At 54.6% G+C, this 22,405-nt stretch carries 18 protein-coding genes and 1 tRNA gene; 6 read left to right on the forward strand and 13 right to left on the reverse strand.

Features of this window, described 5'->3' with window-relative positions; all coding sequences use genetic code 11:
• Window positions 1-7: 7 nt before the first annotated feature.
• The 4 genes from K6V98_RS04425 to K6V98_RS04440 are packed head-to-tail and all read right to left on the reverse strand — an operon-like array spanning window position 8 to window position 4,226.
• The gene (locus K6V98_RS04425) at window positions 8-1,642 is read right to left on the reverse strand and encodes an ABC transporter substrate-binding protein (RefSeq protein WP_222199325.1); all 1,635 of its coding nucleotides are present in this window, start codon (window positions 1,640-1,642) and stop codon (window positions 8-10) included.
• 33 nt (window positions 1,643-1,675) lie between these two features.
• On the reverse strand, window positions 1,676-2,551 hold the full coding sequence (locus K6V98_RS04430; protein WP_222199326.1) for an ABC transporter permease: 876 nt from the start codon (window positions 2,549-2,551) through the stop codon (window positions 1,676-1,678).
• Window positions 2,548-3,504, reverse strand: a complete 957-nt coding sequence (locus K6V98_RS04435) for an ABC transporter permease (RefSeq protein ID WP_222199327.1) — start codon at window positions 3,502-3,504, stop codon at window positions 2,548-2,550. The genes K6V98_RS04430 and K6V98_RS04435 overlap by 4 nt, the downstream gene beginning before the upstream one ends.
• On the reverse strand, window positions 3,501-4,226 hold the full coding sequence (locus K6V98_RS04440; RefSeq protein ID WP_222199328.1) for a class I SAM-dependent methyltransferase: 726 nt from the start codon (window positions 4,224-4,226) through the stop codon (window positions 3,501-3,503). Before K6V98_RS04440 ends, K6V98_RS04435 begins: the two co-directional genes overlap by 4 nt.
• Window positions 4,227-4,712: 486 nt before the next feature.
• Here K6V98_RS04440 and K6V98_RS04445 point away from each other — a divergent pair, with 486 nt between their 5' ends.
• From K6V98_RS04445 to pknB, 6 genes are read left to right on the forward strand one after another with little or no spacing between them, the layout of a single operon-like run.
• The gene (locus K6V98_RS04445) at window positions 4,713-6,596 is read left to right on the forward strand and encodes a serine/threonine-protein kinase (protein ID WP_222199329.1); all 1,884 of its coding nucleotides are present in this window, start codon (window positions 4,713-4,715) and stop codon (window positions 6,594-6,596) included.
• On the forward strand, window positions 6,593-7,489 hold the full coding sequence (locus K6V98_RS04450) for an FhaA domain-containing protein (protein ID WP_222199330.1): 897 nt from the start codon (window positions 6,593-6,595) through the stop codon (window positions 7,487-7,489). Before K6V98_RS04445 ends, K6V98_RS04450 begins: the two co-directional genes overlap by 4 nt.
• A gap of 2 nt (window positions 7,490-7,491) precedes the next feature.
• Window positions 7,492-7,905 (forward strand): FHA domain-containing protein, encoded by a 414-nt coding sequence (locus K6V98_RS04455; RefSeq protein ID WP_222199331.1) that lies wholly within the window; start codon window positions 7,492-7,494, stop codon window positions 7,903-7,905.
• Window positions 7,902-9,791, forward strand: a complete 1,890-nt coding sequence (locus K6V98_RS04460; protein ID WP_306792760.1) for a Stp1/IreP family PP2C-type Ser/Thr phosphatase — start codon at window positions 7,902-7,904, stop codon at window positions 9,789-9,791. The genes K6V98_RS04455 and K6V98_RS04460 overlap by 4 nt, the downstream gene beginning before the upstream one ends.
• Window positions 9,791-12,676, forward strand: coding sequence for an FtsW/RodA/SpoVE family cell cycle protein (locus K6V98_RS04465; RefSeq protein ID WP_222199332.1), 2,886 nt, complete (start codon window positions 9,791-9,793; stop codon window positions 12,674-12,676). The genes K6V98_RS04460 and K6V98_RS04465 overlap by 1 nt, the downstream gene beginning before the upstream one ends.
• 12 nt (window positions 12,677-12,688) lie before the next feature.
• Window positions 12,689-14,614, forward strand: a complete 1,926-nt coding sequence (gene pknB / locus K6V98_RS04470; protein ID WP_222199333.1) for a Stk1 family PASTA domain-containing Ser/Thr kinase — start codon at window positions 12,689-12,691, stop codon at window positions 14,612-14,614.
• A gap of 452 nt (window positions 14,615-15,066) precedes the next feature.
• On the opposite strand, the gene rbr is transcribed toward pknB, so the two are convergent.
• From rbr to K6V98_RS04515, 9 genes are all read right to left on the reverse strand, one after another.
• Entirely contained in the window at window positions 15,067-15,606 is a 540-nt protein-coding gene (gene rbr / locus K6V98_RS04475) for a rubrerythrin (RefSeq protein ID WP_222199334.1), read from the reverse strand.
• Between the two features lie 333 nt (window positions 15,607-15,939).
• Window positions 15,940-16,899 carry an HhH-GPD family protein gene (locus tag K6V98_RS04480; RefSeq protein WP_306792761.1) on the reverse strand — a complete coding sequence of 320 codons (960 nt, stop codon included), beginning with the start codon at window positions 16,897-16,899 and terminating at the stop codon, window positions 15,940-15,942.
• Between the two features lie 59 nt (window positions 16,900-16,958).
• Window positions 16,959-17,471 (reverse strand): RrF2 family transcriptional regulator, encoded by a 513-nt coding sequence (locus tag K6V98_RS04485; protein WP_222199335.1) that lies wholly within the window; start codon window positions 17,469-17,471, stop codon window positions 16,959-16,961.
• Between the two features lie 239 nt (window positions 17,472-17,710).
• Window positions 17,711-17,787 (reverse strand) — tRNA-Asp (locus K6V98_RS04490).
• Between the two features lie 112 nt (window positions 17,788-17,899).
• Entirely contained in the window at window positions 17,900-18,391 is a 492-nt protein-coding gene (locus tag K6V98_RS04495; protein ID WP_222199336.1) for a metallophosphoesterase family protein, read from the reverse strand.
• Window positions 18,391-19,110, reverse strand: coding sequence for a LytR/AlgR family response regulator transcription factor (locus tag K6V98_RS04500; RefSeq protein ID WP_222199337.1), 720 nt, complete (start codon window positions 19,108-19,110; stop codon window positions 18,391-18,393). The genes K6V98_RS04495 and K6V98_RS04500 overlap by 1 nt, the downstream gene beginning before the upstream one ends.
• A gap of 66 nt (window positions 19,111-19,176) precedes the next feature.
• A complete protein-coding gene (locus tag K6V98_RS04505; RefSeq protein WP_306792762.1) occupies window positions 19,177-20,532 on the reverse strand; it encodes a histidine kinase in 1,356 nt (451 codons plus the stop codon).
• A complete protein-coding gene (locus K6V98_RS04510; protein WP_222199338.1) occupies window positions 20,529-21,713 on the reverse strand; it encodes a glycosyltransferase in 1,185 nt (394 codons plus the stop codon). Before K6V98_RS04510 ends, K6V98_RS04505 begins: the two co-directional genes overlap by 4 nt.
• Before the next feature lie 37 nt (window positions 21,714-21,750).
• Entirely contained in the window at window positions 21,751-22,335 is a 585-nt protein-coding gene (locus K6V98_RS04515) for a QueT transporter family protein (RefSeq protein WP_222199339.1), read from the reverse strand.
• Window positions 22,336-22,405: the final 70 nt, after the last annotated feature.

A 22,405-nucleotide genomic window follows, 5' to 3' on the forward strand; every position in this document is an offset into this window, starting at 1 on the left:
TCCGAGGTCACGACTGGGGAGCGAGCTCGGCGCTGATCTCATAGAAGTCGCACGGATGTGCCACAAGCCCTTTCACCTTTGAAGAGCTGATCATGCTCATCTTCAGATGCGAGCAGAACACATAGGCGTCGTCAGCCAAAATGGTCTCCTGCATCTTCACGGCGATCTTGGAGCGCTTCTCTACATCAAACTCTTCTGAGAGCTCAGCGGCCAACTTCTCCAGCTCATCGCTGTGATACGCGCCGTTGTTTGCCGTAGAAGAATCCAAGCAGTGCGTCGCAAAGAAGTACTCAGGATCGCCCGTGGGAGCTGTGACCATAGCGCTTGCATAGACATCCCAGGCGCTGCGATCTTTGCGAAGCGTATTGTGATCAGCCGTGGAATTGATACTCACGTCGATGCCAACCTCTTTTAAGGTTGCCTGGACAGACTCAGCAAGTAAGGGCAACTCCTGGCGGCTCGGATAGGTGAGCCAGCGGATCTGAAGCTTCACGCCATCCTTCTCACGAATGCCGTCTCCATCGGCATCAACCCAGCCAGCCTGCTCAAGCGCAGCAATCGCAGCTTTGGGCTCATAGGCTGGAGCGCCCTTGATCTTGCCGCCAAATGACATGTTCTCAGGGAACGGGCCGTGGGCTACATAGCCGTTTCCTTTCAGCATCTTGTTCACAAAGGTCTCTTTGTCAATGGCAAGCGCAATCGCGCGACGAACTGCCGGATCTTTCGCAAGGGGACTTTCAAAGTTCATCTGAGCAAAGAATGCGCGGCTCGTAGGCGTACTTGAGAAGGTGTAATCATCGCCCTCAAACAACGGATAGCTTGCGTACGGCATGCCATAGGCGCCGTCAATCTCTCCAGACTGCAACGACATCGTGAGCGTATCGCCGTCGGTAATGGTCAGTACGCGAATCTCGTCATAGCCCGGCGTACCGTCCCAATAGTGCTTATTGCGCTCAAGATCAATCTGAGAACCTGACTCTAATGACGTAGCAACGTAAGGGCCAGTCCCTACCACCATGCCCACAGAGCTAATGCCTGCCTGCATGTCAATAATGCATCCGAAGGGGTCAGAAAGGCTGTTGAGCAACGTGGGCTTAGGCGTGGTGGTGGTAATAATGACATCCTTGCCTGAGGCCTCAATTGACTCAATGTCCAAGTTAGTACGAGCACGATCGTGTACCTCAATGAGGTGATCGAGGCACTCCTTAACAGCTGTGGCATCCAAGTCGCGACCATTGGAGAACTTCACACCATCGCGCAGCGTAATCCTCCACGTCTTGGGATCCTCCATCTTAAAGCCAGTTGCCAGCCATGGCTGGATCTCCATGGCGTCTGAGTAGCGGAACAAGGTCTCGCCCACGCCATAGCGCATGGCAGCCCAGCCCGAATAGGTGTTATGAGGATTGATATCAGGCTCTTCGTTTTCGGGATTAAAGGTCGTATCTCCAAAAACAAAGCGCGAGCCTCGAGCTGTCGCGGCAGAACCGGCTCCTTGCTTGTTTGCACAGCCCGCCATAAGACCTGCAGCTACGGCGAGGGTGCCCAACAGCGCCGTACGACGGCTCACACTTCGGCTCATATGAACCTTCTTGCTGGCCAAGGTATCCACTTTCTCGATATTCATCTCATTTCCTACTTCCACCGTTGAACTCCTTTCCAAACAACCTACTCATCCTCATGAAACCGGCGGTGCTGCCGCACCTTGAGTCCCGCCACGGGGATCGAGGTGATCGCGCACGGCGTCGCCCAAGAGGTTGAATATGACCACCGCGATAAAAATTGCCACGCCAGGAGCGAGTACAACCCACGGATATGTCTGAAGCATGCTGCGGCCACCGCTCATCATATTGCCGAGCTCGGCCACTGGGGGCTGGGCACCGAGACCCAAAAACGAAAGACCCGCCAGCTCCATCATCATGGTTCCAATATCGAGCATGGCGGTAATGAGGATCTGTCCTGCAATATTTGGCAAAATATCGAGGGCAATCACCCGCGCAGGAGAGCTGCCCGCCATACGAGCTGCTCGGATAAAATCTGCATGAGCAAGCGCGAGCGTTTGGCTGCGCGCAATGCGAGCATACTTTGGCCAGCTAATAAGCCCAAGAGCCAGAATTGCGTTCATGAGCCCGCCATGGAGCACTGCGGTAATAGCAAGTGCAAATACGAGGCCCGGAAATGCCAGGCACAAGTCCGACACGCGCATCATAAAGGCATCGAAAGGACCGCCAATATAGGCAGAGGCAACGCCTACCGCACTGCCAGTAATCGTAATTGAGGCCACCAAAGCCAGGGTAGAAAAGACACTGGTTTCAAGGCCAACCAAGATGCGCGAGAGCATATCGCGACCGTAGATATCAGTACCTGCAAGATGTTCCCAACTGGGCGGCTCAAGCGATCCGAAGAGCTGAGCATCTGGATTATACGGTGCCAAGTGGCGGGCAAACATCGCCACCGCAACTAAAGCCAAGGCCAGAAGAGCAGAAGCGATGAGTCTTTTGCGCGTATGCTTGCGCGAAAGGTGTGCGGGAATCTTGCCCGCGCGCCGACTCATGATCGCCCTCCACTCATGCGCACACGCGGATCAATTGCACGATAAGAAATGTCTGCAATAAGGTTCACCATCACAAATACGATTGACATCCACATCACGTACGCCTGAATGAGCGGGTAGTCACGCATGGTGATGGCATCAACCGCAAGCTTGCCCACGCCATCCCACATAAAGATGGACTCCACGATGGCAGTTCCGCCAAGCAGACTGCCGATCGAGAGCATGAGCAAGGTGACGATCGTAACCATGCAAGATTTGAGCACGCTCGCGGTCAGCACCGTACGAAAGCGAACGCCACGAGCACGAGCTGCGTCCACATAGTCGCGCCCCAGCTCATCTAAGACGGTGGCACGAACCTGGCGTAAGTATTTTGCAGACATGGCAACCGCCAAGGTAGCGGCAGGCAAAATACAACCCAGCGCGCCGGTATTGCGAGAAATAACCGGGAGCATTTTGAGACGAATCGAGAATACATACATTAAGAGGAGCGCCACAAAAAAGTTTGGCATGCTATTGCCCACAAAGCTGGAAAAGCGAATGAGCAGATCGGTCAGACGACCCTGGCGCACCGCCGCAAGTACCCCGAGTGGAATTGATACAACAACCGTCAGAGCAACCGAGGCAAAAGCAAGCAGCAAGGTGGCTGGAAGCTTAGAGATAAAGACTGAAAAGACGGGCTTTCCTGTAACAAAACTTGTGCCCATGTCACCAGAGAGCAGCCGAGAAAACCAGGTGCCATACTGAACTAAGAAGGGCTTATCGATACCTAAGCGCGCACGCTCGGCATCAATAATTTGTTGGTTGAGCACCTGACCGGTACTCTCCATGCGCTGCAAAACCACGTCACTTCCAGCTAAGCGAATCATGGCAAATGAGAGAAAGGTGATGGCAATCAGAATAGGGATTAGTTGTAATATGCGCTTTGCCGCATAGCGTGTGACTGAGCTCTTCATGCGCGTGCCACCACTGCAAACATGGGCGAGGGATTATACAGCTCATCGCGCTCAAGATAGATACGCTTCCAGAGACCCTCGTCTACCTCTATATCGGAATAGCAAGCTTTTTGCAGCAACTCAACATCCCAAGCAGGACGCTTACGCTGAATCGGGCGGAGGGTATCTTTAAACTCCTGATACGCTTCGCGCTGGTCGTCGCTAATAACGCTGTCCGCACTTCCGGGCACATCGGGCAACGACACCTGCTCATGTACGTAGTCTGCATCAAAGCAGATGAGCGCCCCACCCGGTTTGAGCAGCCTTCGCCATGTGGCATAAGCCTGATCAAGATGAGGCAGACCCCAGGTGAGATTTCTCGTAACAATGGCATCGAAAGAACCTGGCTCTAACGTGGGCTGCTCTGCATCCATCACCGCAAAGGTCGCATCGACGTTGAGTTCTTTGGACAAGCGATGAGCCTCTGCGATCATCTCGTCAGCAATGTCGATTCCCAAAACGGTATGACCACGTCCTGCCAGCATGCAAGAAAAAAGACCCGGCCCGCAGCCAATATCAAGGATCGAAAGAGCCTCTCCTTGAGGGAGTCGCGATTCTATTTCTTGCAACCACCGCAGATGCATATCGCTTGCGAGCTCTTTGCGCCGCAGGTCATAAAAGCCTTCAGCCCTGCCATTCCAATAGGCAGTAAACTTTTCTTTGAACTCCTCGAGGTCGTCCATCGGTCTCCCTTCTGGCCTATCCCGGGGGGATTAGATAATACATACTGGTCGGATTGTAACATGTGAAAACCTAAAAACCAGGTTCAGTGGGGCGAGTCATGAGATCGGCGCAACGGTGTATCTCGAAAGGCATCTGCGAGGCACGATGACTCAGACGGCAGGCGGCTCTCGAGCGCAGGCGTGCGGGTGCAGAGGCGATCTGCAGCAGCCAAGCGCACATACACGGGCGCAGAGCCGCAAAGCAAAACGAAATGCAGCACCCAAGCGCAAGCACGCGTACACAGAGTCGCCAAGGCCAAACGAAATGCAGCATCCAAGCGCACGTACACGAGCGCAGAGTCATCAAATGCCAAACGAAGCACAGCTCCTCAGCGCAAGCGTGCGGCCACATATCGACCCACATGCGATCTGTCCGCAGCTCCCGTGGTAAAATCCGAGCGGAGCCTAAAAAACACCTTATCTGAACCCCGAAAGGCCCGTATTCGTATGCCGTTTTCTGCCTTCCGCACAACCGGATCGCCTCCCGATCCAGACCGCGCGCCTGAAACCGCCGGGGCAGCTGCTTCTCAGCTGCTACGCCGGTATCGGCCGCTCGAAACGCGTGCAACTGGCAGCTTTGGCAGCGTAGAAATTTGCCTCGATACGCGCCTAAAGCGCCGCGTTGCCATCAAGCGTATTCCGCTTTGTGCACAAGGAGCAGCGTGGCCACAAACCACGGCAGCGGCCTTAGCGGAGGCTCAAACTGCAAGCATGCTCCAGCATCCCCATATTGTCTCGGTGATCGATTTTACCTATGACGCTGCCTTTGCCTATTTGGTTATGGAATACGTTGATGGGATGAATCTGGCTGAGTTTCTCGCAGGCGTGGATGGACATTCGCTCACCTACGACGAAACAGCCTGTATCGCTGAGGCGCTCGCAGCTGCTTTGAGCTTTGCTCATGACAACGGGGTTTTGCACCTTGATATTAAGCCCGCCAATGTACTCATCGACCGCAGTGGACATGTAAAGCTTGCCGACTTTGGTATGGCTTCTCTTGCCAGTGCAGCTGGTTTTGGAGGGGCTCGGGGCGGCACGGTTGGTTATATGTCTCCTGAGCAACTCGAGGGATATGCGGTTGATGAGCGAGCCGATACCTTTTCTCTTGCTGCTGTGCTCTACGAGGGGCTCTGCGGAACCGCTCCATTCCTCGCACCCACACCAGATGAATCACTCGCCCTCATAGAGGCAGGCCCGGAGGCTCCCGATCTTGTACTGCCCGATATTCCGGTGAGCGCAGAAGATGTGCTTTTAGCAGCACTTTTGCCTGACCCCGCTATGCGTCCGCTCACCACTGCAGCCTTTGCCGATGTCTTTTTAGAAGATTTGGGTAGCGCACGTGCTGGCAGAAAGAGTCTGGCTGCCTTAATTGCGCAACTCACCTCAGACGATGTAGCGTCTGACCAAGCTGCAGACCCAGCAAACGCAGATGCCGCAATACCGCTTGATCCAGCACTTGGCTATCTAGGAAGCCACTGGCCCTATGCCCGACGAGCTGCCTTCAGTGCAATTGCCGGCCTTTCCTCAGCCGGTTTTGTGAATTATCTCTTACAGAGCCTACACGCAGCTCAAGATCCCGCTCGACTCATAGCGGCTTCTGCATGTGCACTTGCATCTGCCTTGGCACCCGAGCTGGGCTCTGCTGTTACCATAGCCGTCCTGATCGCCACCCTAGGAATGAGCCTTTCCCTCTTGCCCGCACTAGCAACAATCTCTCTTGTTGCAGCCTTGGGCGCTGGCTGGTGGCTGGTGTGGGGTCGTATGCGTGCTGCCTCTGCCGCTTCCTTACTCTTTGTCGTGGGTCTTACCTGCCTGCCCGACGCATCGCTTTTTGTAGGAGCGCCAGCTCTGGCGCTGACCGGCTGCTTTTTAGCTCCAGTAGATGCCGCAGCCACCATGCTCATAGCTACCGTGCTCGGAAGGCTTGCAGCGTCCATGATTGCCGAAGGTGTGGCCGGTATACATACCGCCATCGGCGGTCTCGCCCACCTCGAGTGCTGGGTCAGCGCGATTGGACTCGCTCTTCTTGCCGCCGGCATCGCTGCCGCTATGAAACGAGTTCGCTCTCGAATTACAGAGGATCATGCGCCCGCAGCACCGGAAGGCGCGCAGAGTATCAACCATACAAACAGTGCTTATGGGGTTTTCGCACTTCCGCTTTTTGGCGTTCCAATGCTTTACTGTCTTGCGTTCCCTATGGAAATTACTGGCTCTGCCTTCTCGCAACTACCTGCAGCTGTAGCCCTAGGAGCCCTTTCCTCTATACTCGGTTGGATATGTATATACCTGCTCGGCCTGCGGGCAGAACCTACGGAGGCTGATCGCCCGTGAATTTCCTGAGCGTCTTTGAGAGCCGCGTATCGGATATCTTCGGTACCGTTCGTGCTCCGTTTTCTTTTAAAAAGCTTGCTCGCCATGCAGCACGCGAAATGGAAGACCAAACCTTGGTCATTAATGGAGTCGATACTGCACCGGCGCTCTATACCATCCTCGTTGCAAGCGATGATGATGCCTTTCTTACGCCCTACTACTCCAAGATTTCGCGCGAGGTACGCGAGCTCGTAAAAGCACAAGCTGGACGTAAGCGCTATACCCTCGTAGGTGAGCCACTCGTTCGCTTTATGGTAGATCCTGCTTTAAAGAGTGGGCGCTTCTCAGTGTTCGCAGAAAATGTTGATGCCCCAACCCTTGGTCGCCTCTATGAAGAGGAGCGAGCCTATCAACAAAAGCTCACCGGCGAGGCGGGAGTGAACGTTCCCGAAGCTCGAGGAGCCGTACACTCCAGCTTTGAGCCCAGCCCTGTTGCTATTCCTGATCCGGTCGCTACCGTTCCCCCAACCGTTTTGCGCGATCAGCTTCCCGGTATGGGAGGAGCTGCTGCAACGGGAGGAGTCTTGAGCGTGGCCTCCAATATGGCAGATGCACGCCAAGCCCCTGCAGCGCCCCGAGCTCTGCTTAAAGACGTAGTCACGGGCGAGGAGCATCCTATCTCTCGTGCGCGCTGCATCATCGGCCGCGAGCGTGCTACGGCAGATATTGCCCTGCGTGATCCCAATGTGAGCCGCTGCCATGCGGAGCTTGCCTATACCGGCACTGATTGGAGCATTGAGGATCTCAACTCCACTAATGGAACCATGGTGAACAACAGGCGGATTACCCGTTGCCCGCTTCGCGATGGTGACCTGCTCACCTTCGGACTCAGCACTTTCGAGTTCAGGAGCTGACTATGATCGACATTATCCTGTTCGTAGGCCGTATTGCCCTCGTTGCTCTCCTCTATATCTTTTTGTTCTCCGTTATGAAGACGGGCGTTGGCCTCGTGCGCGGACAGCGCCGCGACGGTGGCATTTGGACCATCGACATCGACAAAGGGCCTCGTGGCATCAGAGGCATCCATGTCGACATGCTCGGTCCAGTTATTGTTGGCCGATCCCCCAGCTCTGACATCTGCATTAACGAGCCCTTTGTATCCGCTTCTCATGCACGCTTTTCGCTCCAAGGACCAGCCTTGGTTATTGAGGATTTGAACTCGCTGAATGGCACGCTCGTAAATGGACGCCAGCTTGTAGAGCCGCTCACCTTGCGTGAGGGCGACGAGGTACAGATTGGCGACGTGGTTATGAAGGTGAATCGCCGATGACCGATGGGGAGCACATATCCCCAGATGTCGCCCCAGCAACCGTTGCTGGAGCGTCTGACGAGCGCGAAGTCTCAAAGCAGGCATCTGAGCTGACAGGCACCAAGAACACAGATGCTGAGGCTGTGGTGAGCACCCAGTCGCGGACGGAAGCTCCTGCTCAGGCACCTGAGCCTGCGACGACACTCGATGTGCCCACGCCGGATGGAGCTGCGCCGGATAGAGCGATGCCGAATGAAGTGGTAGTGAGTGCAGCAGTTCCGAGCGCACATACGCCACATGAAGTGGCTCCAAATCCTGCGGCATCGAGTGCAGAGACATCAAATATAGATACACCAAGTGCAGTCGCGACGAGTGTAACGGTACCGAGCCCAGCGGCTCCAAGTGCAGATGCGCCGACTACAGATACGCCGACCGCACCTGCAAGCTCCGTGCCCGCACCTCAAGAGCCTGCCGCTACAGGGCACACGCTCCCCAACTTCCTTTCCCATGAACTGGATACGGACGCCTTAGCTGCAAAGCCAACAAGCCCTGAAGACACCGCCGAAATTGACGTGCAGACCATTGAGGCGCTACTCGACGACCCCGGCTCGACACAAAGCTTTGCTCCAATAACCGACGAGCTCATCGATACGAGCTCTACCTATGACGCTGGTACAACTACCTCACTCATGTGGGGAGCGCGCTCAGACGTAGGCTGTGTGCGCTCGCACAACGAAGACTCCTATCTCGTGCAGTCTCCTTTATTCTGCGTCTGCGATGGCATGGGAGGGCATGCAGCGGGCGAGGTGGCAAGCTCAATTGCTGTTGAAACTATTGCGAAAACTGCGCCCACGACTGCAGATCCTGCCTTGTTGGGTGCTGCTGTTGAGGCGGCAAACGCGGCTGTAATTGAAGCAGCTCAGCACGGACTCGGAAAGCCTGGTATGGGCTGCACGGCAACTGCCGCCTTCCTCGAAGATGATACGGTTGCAATCGCGCATGTGGGAGACTCCCGTGCCTATTTACTCCACGATGGCACCCTCATTCGCATTACGCGCGATCACTCATTTGTGGAAGAGCTGGTAGATGCCGGCGAAATCACCGCTGATGAGGCTCGCGTGCACCCCAATCGTTCGGTCATTACGCGAGCACTCGGCTCAGATCCTTCTATGTATGCCGATCATTTTAAGATTGGCATCGAGGTAGGCGACCGGCTCATTCTGTGCTCTGACGGCCTTTCGAGCATGGTTTCTGACGGAGAGATTGAACGCATTGCAGCCAAGTCCTCAACAGCGCAGATCTGCACCGATAACTTGGTTGATGCCGCACTAACGGCGGGCGGAACCGATAATGTCACCGTCGTTGTGGTTGATCTTGTTGATGACGGAGCACTCCGCCGTGAAGCAGAGCGCCGACGTAAAAGCATTAAAACGGCGCTGCTCTGTATAGGCATAGCACTTGCAATTGGAGCGGTTCTCACTTTCACCTCGATTGTGAACTCGATCTATTTAGGCACACACAATGGAACCGTGGCTATTTTTACAGGCATCCCTGGTACCTTTTTAGGCTTTGATGCCCACTGGCTCCATGACACCTCAACCGTCTCACTCAACGATCTGCCCGACGATACAAAGCGCCGTCTTTATGAAGGCATTCCTCAAGATAGCGTTGATGCTGCTATGGAAACGATTTCCAAATATCGCAAACAGATCTCTGAAGAGCAGGCAGAAAAAGAGCGTGCCGCAGCTTCTGTGAGAAGCAGCGCTGGAGCTGGCGCGCATGCTGAGGCTGGCACCAGCTCAGAAAATGCTCACACCCCGAGTGATCCGAACGATCCAAACACTCCTGCCTCTGGTTACAATCAGTCCTCTGAGCCCTTGTCTCAAACCGATGGAGGTGGAGCCTAATGAGCAGCCGTAGAAACACTGAACTCTTTTTACTCATTGCCGCCACATTCCCGGTCATGCTTCTCTATGCCATGTATGTCACCACCGGTGGAGGCACCCTCTCGCTAACAACGCTCGCTGTGCCTATTGGCCTGTCTGCAGCCTTTGCAGGGGCTCATATCGCCGTTCGATTCCTCGCTCCCGGAGCAGACCCAGCAATTCTGCCCATCGTGTCTTTGCTTTCTGGCATTGGCATCACCTTTGTTACGCGCATTAACTCAGAGCTCGCCATTTCTCAGCTCATCATTCTCTTTTTGTCGATCGCGCTCATGGTGGGCACGCTGGCACTGGTGAAAAACCTCGATATGGTCAAGCACTATAAATACAGCCTCGGCCTTGCTGGCATTTTCATGCTCGTACTGCCCATGTTTATTGGCACTGAAATCTATGGCTCCAAGCTCTGGATTAGAATTCCGGGCTTGGGCACTATCCAGCCGGGCGAATTCGCTAAGGTCTTGATTGTTCTGTTCTTAGCGGGCTACCTTTCAGAAAACCGCGAGCTTCTATCACTCTCTAACCGCTCAATTTTGGGCTTTAAGATCCCGCGCTTGCGCCTCTTTGCGCCCTTACTCTTGGTATGGGGCGTCTGTATGCTCGTCGTCATCTTTGAAAAAGACCTCGGTAGCGCCCTTTTGTTCTACACCATCTTTTTGGCCATGCTCTATGTAGCCACGGGTCGCATTGCCTATATCGTCATTGGTCTTGGAATGTTGGCCATTGGAGCTGTGGGCGCATACCGGTTGCTGAGCCACGTGCAAGTTCGCTTCGATATCTGGCTTGATCCTTTTGCGGATGCACATAATAAGGGCTACCAGCTCGTGCAGTCCCTCTTCTCGCTTGCCGACGGTGGTCTTGCGGGCGTGGGCATTGGCAAGGGCATGGCATCCCTCATTCCTGTTGTTGAGTCTGACTTTATCTTCTCAGCAATCGGTGAGGAAATGGGGCTTCTTGGCGGCTCTGCCATTCTTTTGCTCTTTATGCTGTTTGCCGTTCGTGGCCTTACCACGGCAGCTCGAGCAAAGTCTGACCTGGCAGCCTTTATTGCCTCAGGCCTCACGGCCGCCATCTCATTTCAGGCCTTTTTGATTGTTGGTGGCGTAACTCGCTTAATCCCACTCACCGGCGTTACCCTGCCTTTCATGAGCCAGGGCGGATCTTCGCTCTTAGCAAGCTTCATTATTGTGGCGCTCTTGCTCCGTGCCGGTGATGAGGCAACTGGCCAGGAAGCTGAACTCGCAGGTGAAGGCATTGCTCTTGCAAGCTCAGATGCCAAAGAAGCTCGTGGCCTTGCCGCTGTTGGCGCTCGCTTCCTAAAGCGCAACTCCGCGCGCTCTCTTGGTGCTCATGCACGCCCGAGTTCGCGTATGCACCGCCGCATGCTCGAAACTCCCGAATCTGGCGTTTTGGGTCGCGTTGCCTTAGCGAAGCGCCTAACCGTGGAAGTTGTTGCCTTTACCGCGCTTTTTGCTGTCCTGATTGGCAATCTCACCCATGTCATGATTATTAAGGCTGGCGAGTATCAGGAAATGCCCATCAATAACCATACGATTCTCAAAGCCGCCTACGTGAAGCGTGGCTCGATCATTACATCAGATGGCGTGACCTTGGCAGAATCGAACCAGCAAGAAGATGGCACCTATAAGCGCTCTCACCCCAACGGAAACCTTGCAGCTCACGCCGTAGGCTATTACTCAACCCAGTATGGAGCAACGGGTCTTGAGGCATCACAAACTCAAACACTCACGGGCTCCAAGGACTATTCAAATTGGCAAAACGCACTGAACTCGCTGGCAGGATCGACCCAGCCGGGAAACTCGGTCAAACTCACCATCGATTCACGCATTCAGCGAGCAGCCGAAGATACGCTTGCAGGATACAAGGGCGCAATTGTTGTGCTCGATCCTAAGACGGGTGCCGTCCTTGCCTGGGCAAGTGCTCCTACCTACGACAACGACGATGTGGGTTCTGCCCTCACCGCCGCACAGGATAGCTCCAACTCAGGCATGTATGACCGAGCAACTCAGGCGCTGTATACGCCCGGCTCAACCTTTAAGGTCGTAACCTTAGCTGCTGCCCTCGAAGCAGGCATCGCCGGACTGGATGATACCTTCGCCGCTCCCGCTTCGGTAGAAATTGGCGGAGCCGATATAACGAATATCCGTGGTACCGACTTTGGCCATATCTCGCTCAGCAAAGCCTTTGCATACTCTGCAAATACCGTCTTTGCACAGCTTGCTGGCAGTGTGGGAGCTGAAGGCTTAGTGCAGGCTGCTCGCACCTTTGGCTATGGGGAGCGCTTAGGTGTAGATTTTTCCACCGCCGCTTCCATCATGCCCAAGCCCTCAGATATGAGCGAGTGGGAGCTCGCCTGGGCTGGTGCTGGCCAGCCAGTTGGACAAGGACACACTCCCGGCCCTCAGACCACGGTCATGCAAAACGCTGTTATGGCCGCCGCAATTGCAAACGGCGGTATCGTGATGAATCCTCATGTTGTTTCCCAAACCCTTTCCCCTGAAGGGACAGTGGTAAGAACCGCTCAGCCACGCTCGCTCGGACAAGCGCTCAGCGCAAGTACCGCTGCACAAGTTGGCCAGGCCATGCTTGAAGTTGTTGCAAGTGGCAGTGGCAGCGACGCGGCTGTGTATGGCTTTAAGGTTGCGGGAAAGACGGGAACTGCAGAGGTCTCAGGAGCCAATATTAACTCGGCTTTTGTGGGCTTTGCCCCCTTCGATGAACCGACCGTGGCAATCTCGGTCATGGTTGAGGACTACGATGAACATGGTGTCTCAGCGGACAAATTGGCATCACGCGTTATTGCGGCCGCGCTTGAGGCGCAGGGACTATAAGGAGCACATAGCATGAGTGAGAAGCATATACTCGGAGGGCGCTACCTGCTCAAAGATCGTATTGGTGCTGGCGGCATGGCCTCTGTGTATCGAGCCCAAGATCAGGTGCTTGATCGCACGGTTGCCGTAAAGATCATGCTGCCGCAATACGCCTCTGATGCCACCTTTGCTGCCCGCTTTAAGCAAGAAGCACGGGCAGCGGCAGGCCTTTCCAGCCCCTACATTGTGGGTGTATATGACTGGGGCAAAGACGGTGACACCTATTTCATCGTGATGGAATACCTGCATGGCACCGATCTCAAGAGCGGAATCAGATCGCACGGATCATTGGATCCGCAAAAGGTTGCCCAGATTGGAGCCCAGATCTGCGGTGCACTCTCGGTTGCTCATCGCCACGAGATCATCCACCGCGATATTAAGCCGCAAAACATCATGGTTTTGCCCGACGGCAACATTAAGGTCATGGACTTTGGCATTGCGCGAGCCAAGAATAGCCACCTCACCCAGGACAATAATGTATTGGGCACGGCGCATTATGTGTCCCCTGAGCAGACCCGAGGCCAAGAACTCAACGCCACCTCCGATATTTATTCGCTCGGCGTGGTGATGTATGAGTGTGCAACCGGTCAGGTTCCTTTCGATGGTGACGATGCTATCTCGGTTGCCTTAAAGCAGGTCAACGAGCTGCCAGTTCCTCCAAGTCAGATTAATCCCCGCGTCGATCCTACCTTGGAGCGAATTATTCTTCGCTGCATGGAAAAAGACTCTGCTATGCGTTTTCAATCTGCCGAAGAGCTGAAGAGTGCACTCAATTCATACTTAGCCGGCCGCGTGGTGGATGTTCCCGCTCCAACCCGCGTGATTCCCCAAGGCAACGAAACCACGCGTGTGGTGCCACCGGCAGATGCCACGATGGTTCGACGGATGCCAGCAACACCGGCCGGCACACGGCCTGCTGGCGCGCACCCAACCAGCTTAGATCTTGAGGGAGCTGAAGAGGAAGATCGCAAGCGGAGCCGTGGCAAGACAGCCGCGATTGTAATTGGAGTCATTGCGCTGATTACTGTAGCCGCCTTCGCTTTCATGACCTTCTTTAATCGCGGCGGCTCCGATGTTCCCAATCTCATTGGTATGACAGAAGATAGCGCCATGGCGCAAATTGAGCGCAGTGGCTTTACCGCCAGCGTTGAAGAGAAATACTCTACTGATGAGGACAAGGGCAAGGTTATCGAACAAAGCCCTGACGCAGGAGCCAAGGCACCGAAGGGATCTCGTATTACAATTCGAATCTCTAAGGGCAAAGAACCCGCAAAGGTTCGGAAAGTCCCTGAGCTCGTAGGCATGAGCGCCTCTGAAGCCGAGGCTGCACTTAAGGCTTTGAACCTCAAGCCTCGTATGACTGAAGAGGTCAATGATGGCGTGAAGGCTGGTGAAGTCTTCTGGCAGAGCAAGGAGGCTGGCTCTGAGGTAGATGAAGGCACCGAGATTGAATGCCGCGTGGCCAAAGAAAGTGAGTCGGTAAATGTTCCCGGCGTTTTGGGCATGAGTTTTAGTGAAGCATCAAACACGCTGTCTGACGCTGGTTTTCAGGTAGAAAATGGAGGCTCTGATTACAGCTCAAGCTATGCAGCCGGCCAGGTTATGAGTCAAAGCGTTACTGGAACTGCCAAGAAGGGTACAGCAGTCTCGCTTGTTGTATCCAAAGGACCCGAGCCTGCAAAAGATGTTGATGTTGATTCGCTCGACTTAATTGGTATGTCTCAGGATCATGCTCAGCGCGTACTTGCTGGCGTTGGCCTGCGCTACACCATTGGCAGGTCTGAAGCGAGTGCAACCGTGCCACGAGGCAGTGTTGTCCGCTATTCCCCCACAGGCAGCCAGCATCCCGGCTCTACCATCACGCTCTACATCTCTTCTGGCTCCGAGGAAGAGCACTAGGGAGGTTGCACCTATATAGCTCCTACTCCACGTGCTTAGCCGCATACCTACACCCAGGTATGCGGCTTTTTTCTTTTGTATGAGTGCATGAGGGGGTTTGATTTAGTACATTTATTGCCCATCAGGCATAGATTTGACGCCAAGTGCGGGCAAAAATGCTCCTAACGACACCAAAATGCACGCACGGAGGATCAAACGATCATGCCCCACGCGCACGCAAGCAAGCGGGAGTGCGGCTACCCCATATACGCAAACGTGGACGTGAGCTTGAGCGACCCTACCCCGCACACGTATGCTCGAGCTCAAGTGCCCCGCCCCACGCACAGGGCAACTCCCACGGCTCTACCCCGCATACGCATAGAAAGACCCCCGGAACACCAAAGCAGTTTTGGCTTGACCTTCCGGGGGTCTTAGAAGGATTCGTGTACGAGCGCTAACTCGTTGTAACTACCTTAGTAGTTAACGACATGCTCCTCAAAGTAGGACTGCGGGTGCAGACACACCGGGCAAAGCTTGGGAGGAACAGCGCCAACATGCAGATGGCCACAGTTCAGGCACTTCCAAACCTTAACGCCCTCGCGAGTAAAGACCTCGCCCTTCTCCACGCGATCAGCGAGCTGGAGGTAACGAGCCTCATGAGCCTTCTCTACAGCGCCCACGCCACGGAACTTAGCTGCGATCTCCTTGAAGCCCTCGGCCTCGGCGGTCTCAGCGAACTCCTTGTACATGGTAGTCCACTCGTAGTTCTCGCCCTCAGCAGCGTCCTTGAGGTTCTGAAGGGTACCAGGAACCTCGCCACCGTGCAGATACTTGAACCAAAGCTTGGCGTGCTCAGACTCGTTCTTGGAGGTCTCCATAAAGATATTGGAGATCTGGACGTAGCCGTCCTTCTTAGCGCGGGAGGCATAGTAGGCGTACTTGGTGTGCGCCTGTGACTCACCAGCAAAAGCGGTCTCTAGGTTCTTCTTTGTCTGAGAATTCTCGAAATCCATATTCATTCCCCTCTGTTGTACGGACGGTGCCATGCGACAGGTGACGTTCCCTCAACGTCAGCTCTTATTGTAACTCATTCCTAATAAGGATCAAGTTACGCCGTCATTTTACACTGCTCCTACGCAAGCTAACCCCCTACCGCTCGCTTTGCCCACCTGAGAGCATTGCTTTTTCGATCGGTAGAAAAAAGAAGCACAATTTCATCAAATAATCGCAGGTAAACTCATGTTTCGTTAGGCGCAGGAACGACGCATGAACGAGGCGATTACACGCTGAAATAGGCTTGCGTCACGTGCAATATAAAGGTAGCTCACGCTTACTATGAACCCTGCCTACGCGATTGTCCAAGCACACCCGGTATCTACGCAAAAGCCCTCAACAGACAGGTCGGCCATAATCTCTTGCACCAGATCAGTTCCAACATGTGGCCGCGCAGCCAATAGCTCAACCTGATTGAGCTTGGCGGTAATCGTTTCTAAATCGAGAGCCTGACCTTGCGCCGCAAGGAGTATGCGCACGATCTCCGCACGCTTCTGACGCCGGGAGCCCTCAAAACGCGATTGCTTGGCATAGCTTCGTGAGCGACGCGACGGATTGGGAACCAAACGCTTGAGCTCCGCGCCATAATCCAACAGGGCCCAGTACCATGCCTGAGGCGTATCCGTATCGTCTTGAGGCTGAGCATAGGGCGCATCTAATCCGGGGCATGTACGCTCAATAGGGTCTATGAGCTCACGGTCGGGCACCGCAGGCGCATCCGGATACAAATGATGCAGAAAAACCGCTCGTACATTGGTCTCTAGATAGACTCCCGGCAAATTGAAGGCAAAGGCTCGAATCCCCTGCGCAGTCGCAGGACCGATACCTGGCAACGCAGTAAGCGAGCGTACCTCTGTCGGAAATACGCCATCGTAGTCGTTAACGACGATCTCTGCAGCGGATTTAAGCGCTAATGCACGCCTGTTATAGCCAAGTCCTTGCCACTCGCCCAATACCTCAGCAGCAGATGCTTCAGCAAGTGCAAATACACTTGGAAAGTGCTCAAGCCACGCACCCCACCGCGTTTGTACGCGGGGCACCTGAGTTTGTTGAAGCATGACTTCTGAGATCCACACGGCATAGGGATCACGCGTATTGCGCCATGGAAGATCACGGTAGAGACGGGCTCCTTCAGAGCGAACGAAGGAACGAAATGATGTGAGGAGCTCATGTTCAGACGTGACCCGAAGCTCATCAGCTCCACCCACACCTCGCATACTGCAAAGCTCGTCTGCACGCTCACGCTCACTCATTTTGCCGCGCTCCATCACGGTTTAGCTCTGAAAGTCTCTGCACGCACACGGTACAAGCCTTACGCGTCCGCTTCACCATCCGAAGACACGCACTGGCGCTTAATCGTGCAACCCGTATACTCGCTAAACCGCTCAGGATCAGTAAAGATGGGATCAACCGCAGGATTGCGCTGGCCGCGCACCACATCCGCCAGCGTGACCGAATCAAGGTAGTTGCGCAGGAGCATCTGAGCACCAACCCACACGGGGTGATAGCAACAGCCTTTCTCGCGCGGGCAGGTAACATCTGGCAGCGTACATTGGTTGACCGCAATCGGTCCTTGAACTGCCTCGACAATCGCGCGAAGCGTAACCGTTGAGGCATCAATCTTTAAACGCATGCCTCCACGCACACCGCGCAGGCTCTCAATGATGCCCGCATGCATAAGGCTATGCTGAATTGATCGCGCAAACGAATAGGGAACATCACCTTGCTCGGCAGCAATCCGTACCGAAAGTGCCTCTGACTCGTCGAGATCGACAAGCATCGATAGCATCCGAATGGCGTAATCAGTCTTTCGAGAGATGTCCATGATCTTCCTTGAACGTTGGCGGAACAAACCCGGTACCAATACGCCTGTCACAAAACAAAGCTCCCAGACAGCAAACATGAGAGCCACCCATACCCGACTCTCAAACCTCATGCCTTCCAGCTGACCGACAAGGCGCGCCACATCACTATACCCTCCCGCAGTGCGGCGTGACACGAGCAGATGATGAAGAAGCTGTGAACGCAAAAAGCCCCGTCGAATGACGGGGCATCTTCATGCAATGGCGGGAAGTACGGGACTCGAACCCGCGACCTCCGACGTGACAGGCCGGCGCTCTAACCAACTGAGCTAACTCCCCAAGGCAGCTAGGCTGCGTGCGTTAGTATACACAGAAGCCTAGGCGTGGGCAAGCACGATTTTTTAACAAGTTGAATACGGTGTGTTTTCGCAGGTAAAATAACAAACCATGCTTAAAGATCAATAATCTCTACGGAAAGAATCGTGCCTTCTGCAACGATCATACGGGCAATGGTTGCTCCTCGCGTGCCACGCGGATACGAAGCCGAACCGGGATTGATCACCGTGCAACGCCCAAGCTCTACCACGCGCGCTCGATGCGTATGTCCACAAATGGCAACATCAACTGAACCAACTGGTAGATCTTCGCGATAATGAGCAACCGCAAAGCTTAGCCCCTCGTAGGTAAAACGATTGAGAGCCTTCAGCTCAGGATGGTAGTGGTAGCAATAATCGTTATTCCCTAAGACACCCTTGATGGGAGCCAAGGTGTTCAAAAGATCCCAGTCTGCCTCGGAGGTAATATCTCCGGCGTGAATCAGCAGATCTGCTCCGTCAATGGTTTCAAGCAGAGAGCGGGAAAGATAGCCGTGTGTGTCAGAGATGATATCGATCCGTTTAGGCCGCACGTTACCAGAGCCGAGCGAAAAATCGGTGTCCGCCATTAGAGGCTCAAGGCTTTCTTCAAAGGAACTACACGCCGCCGAGAAACGGGTACGCGCTCTTCAACGCCAGAAATGCCGAGCTGGATCGCACCGGATTCCAAGGTTTCTACATCTTCAATATTGCCTAGATTCACGATATAGCGGCGATGAACGCGGAAGAAGCCGAAGTCTGAAAGCCGTGCCTCAAACTGAGCAAGTGAGGTCGTCGATAAGAAACGATCATCCTCGGTGTAGATACACGAATAGTCGTCCTTGGCCATGATATAGCGGATCTGCTCCACGGGAACGAGCACCTTACGCCCGCCCTTTTCAACCGGAATCCGCTCAATAGCTGGCTGCTTTACCTCTGCAGTCATACCCGTTCGCGCAAGCACCTTCTCAATCGCGCGAGAGAGGCGCTCTTCTTCAACCGGCTTCATAAGATAGTCGACCGCATCGACCTCGAAGGCCTCAAGCGCATGGTCGCTATATGCAGTGACAAAAACCACGGCAGGTGGAGCCTTGAGCTTGCGCAAGGCCTCGGCAAGCTGAATTCCTGAGGCTCCCGGCATAGAGATATCGAGAAAGACGACATCCACTCGGACGCTCATGAGCGTTTCGATCGCAGCGCGCACGCTCGCCGCCTCGGAGATCGAAGAGATCTGACCGGTCTGCTCGAGCAAAAAGCGCAGCTCAGAGCGGGCTGGGGCCTCATCATCAACGATCATCGCACGTAGCATACGCAACCCTTTCAGATAACGCAGGTGAACACGCGGGCTATCGAGCCCTTACCTATGCATTCTACCCTATGAGAAGATACTGCCCCTCAGATCGAGATGGAGCGCGATTGTTGTTCCCGATCCTGGAACCGAAACTGCCTTGGCGCTCGAACCCGGACCATAGAAGCGTTTGATCCGCTCGTGGATATTATGCATGGCAATACCAGCGCCACCACCTTGGGATTGATCTGCTGCCATCGGCCCTAAGGCACGAGCAAAGAGACGCGACGCCGTTGCCTCATCCATGCCCACACCATCATCGGTCACTTCAATATCGATGGCATCATCGGCAGTTGCATGCACCGAAACACGCACATGCAGTGCCCCCTCCATTCTCATAGCATGGCGAACAGAATTCTCTACCAGGGGTTGAATCACAAACGCCGGAACTTGAGCCTCACGCGCACCCGGATCAATCTCGAAGGTATCAACAATGCGATCATCGCCAAAACGCGCCTTTTCAAACAAAAGATACCGTTTGGTTTGAGCAATTTCGCGCTCAACGGGAATCAGCGAGCCTGAGGTTTCAAGCGTTGAGCGATAAAACGAAGCAAACTCACGCAGGAGTTCGCGGGCACGCGCAGGATCGGTGCGCGTCAGCGCAGCCATCGTGTTTAGGGTATTGAACAAGAAATGAGGATTAATTTGAGCCTGCAAGGCACGCAGTTCCGCGCGAGCCACCAGCTCCTCTTGGCGCTCCAACTCATGGATAGCAAGCTGTGTGGAGATGAGCTCAGCATAGCCAGCAGCCAAGGCATACTGCGTGCGATCCACATCACGCGGGCTGCGAAAATAAAACTTTAAGGCACCAATGGAGGTATCGCGCACTCTGAGCGGTGCCACAATGCCTGCCGGAATTTCGCGCTCCTCCCCTGTTGCTGGCGAGCGATATATACCGCGTGTGAAGGACTGGGCAAGCCCATGCTCAATGGCATAGTGAGTTGCCGGTGTGTGAATCATCGATCCTGGAGGAAAATCGTCAGCCAAGTCGCCCGCGCACGCAAGCACGGACTCGGTATCGGTAACAGCCACCGTCATTGCACGAGTTTCTGAGAGCAGCCGCCGGCATACCGCCATAGCTCCCTCACGAGTGAGTCCGTCACGTATATCTTCAAGCATGTCTGAGGCAATCGATAAGGATCGCTCGGTATATTGCGAGCGCAGAGGGTCTGAGCTCAGCATGAGGTAGGTAAAGACCGCCAAAAAAACTACCAGCAAGAAGCAAACAACTATGGTGCTCACCGGATCAAGATGGTGCGTGAAGGCATACGCAAGATAGGCGCAGAGCAAAACGGCGCAGGACAGGCAGACGCCACGAAGCACCCGTACCGTTTGTGCCCCCTCCGTAAGGGCACCATGCATATCCCAGGCGTCACGACTCATGAGCGCTCCAATACAGCCATCAGGACAGGATCGCACCAGAGCCCATTCATAATACTTGGCCAGAAACTTTGAAACTGCAGGTACCGATGGGCGCTCTCGCGAGCATAGCGCAATGCCTCCTCACGACCCTCCCGCCAGATGCGCCAGTATGTCCTCCGCTCACGCGTAAGCAGGGCACGAATTAATGCGGTTTTTTTCACGCGCTCATCGAGCTGATCGGTGAGCCAAGGTCCTGGATAGGGCATGAGCGCCGCTGGAGTTACCTGATTGTATTGCTTGAGGCGAGCTGCAAAGGCAAGCTTTTCGCGCTCGTAATACCACCGGTATACGTCTTGCATAAAGCGACCAGCACGATCGGCAGTAGGAGGAGGCAGGTGACGCACAGCCCACTGATTATCGAACCACATCTCATAGCCAAACAGCTTGAGGTTAAAAAGATAGTCGAGGTCTTCTCCACGAGTAATAAACGGGTCGAAAGATACCCGCATAAAGGCACGAGCAGAGAGCGCCATGCAGCCACCGCACACCGAATTTGATCGTGAGATCCGTGTCCCCGATAACGCTTGGCGCATCCATCGATTGAACTCAATGCGCTTGGTCCACCACCGGCGCGTAGGCCCTGCCTTGGCGGTATCTGCCAGCGGAGAACCCCCTTCATCAAAGAAAAAGCCAGTTTTGGCGATGATGGGCAAGCGCTGACGGTTCTGCTGATTTAAGGCATACAGCGCCTTGTCCATAAAATCAGGGCCGATCACCAGCTCATCGTCATCCAAAAAAACGACGACATCATGGCCAAGAATGCTTGCCACCGCAAGCCCCATATTGCGAATCGCTCCATAGCCTCGAAGCGAAATACCCTCTCCTGAGGCATGAGGAGCCAACTCAGCTACGCGCGAACCAATTTGGGTTGCAAGCTCCTGCTCAATAATGAGTGTCTTAATCTTTGGATGAGCCGCTGCGATACCTCTCACGCGCTCAACTACCGGCTCTGCTTGGGCAGGCGGACAAACAACCAAGATAACCACAAGAGGCAAGTCGCGCACCTGCTCAAGCGAGGTTAAGCAACGATCAAGCTCAGGGGCTTCTGAATCAACAGGGGTGGTGTGGTCATAGGCAGCGGGGGCACCTGAGAAGGTAGCTCCTCCCGACCAATAGGACGGGATCACGACCATGGGTCTCATCGCCCAGCCCCCTTCCTTGCTGCCTCAACATCCCCCATTAGCTGTTGGCTGATTCCGCCTCCTTAAAGGCAGTCCGCGAAAGTGCACGAACGAGCGGTAAGCCCAACACGTACATAATAACCGCTTCGCCAATGCCTGTGGTGACAAGCCCAAAGAGGTACATCGGCACCCACGCGCCATCCAGAGAAATGCCTGTAAAGGGAATGGTATAAAAGCCAATTCCTTGCAAGAGAAGCGGAAGGTACGCAGGCACAATCAGAGCGTTTGCAAGCACCGGGCCCATCAGTGCTACAACAGGGTGACGGCGGAGCTTCCAAGTAATGGTGGCACCTACGAAGGTGGCAAACGATCCAAAGATCACATCGAGCAGACCCAGTGCTCCTGTTCCTGAGAGCACAATGTTTGCCACATTTGCAATGACGCAGCCCAGCGTGAGACCCGGTATGGCAGCCGGGGTGAGCAAGGCGAGGGCACAGAGCGCCTCAGAGATGCGGAACTGCACCGGCCCCCAAGCAAGGCTTCCCATAAACAGCAGGGTCACCAGGCTCGCTGCTGCATACAGCGCGGCAACCGTGCCCACGCGCGTAATGAATCGAGCATCAAAGATCTGTGCTGAAGCCATACTCATCCACCTCTCACTCGGGGCTTGCACGCTGCTGGCAAAACCCCCGAGCCGCTTAGACGCGCCAAGA

It is taken from the genome of Collinsella ureilytica, assembly GCF_019795105.1.
Taxonomy (GTDB): domain Bacteria; phylum Actinomycetota; class Coriobacteriia; order Coriobacteriales; family Coriobacteriaceae; genus Collinsella; species Collinsella ureilytica.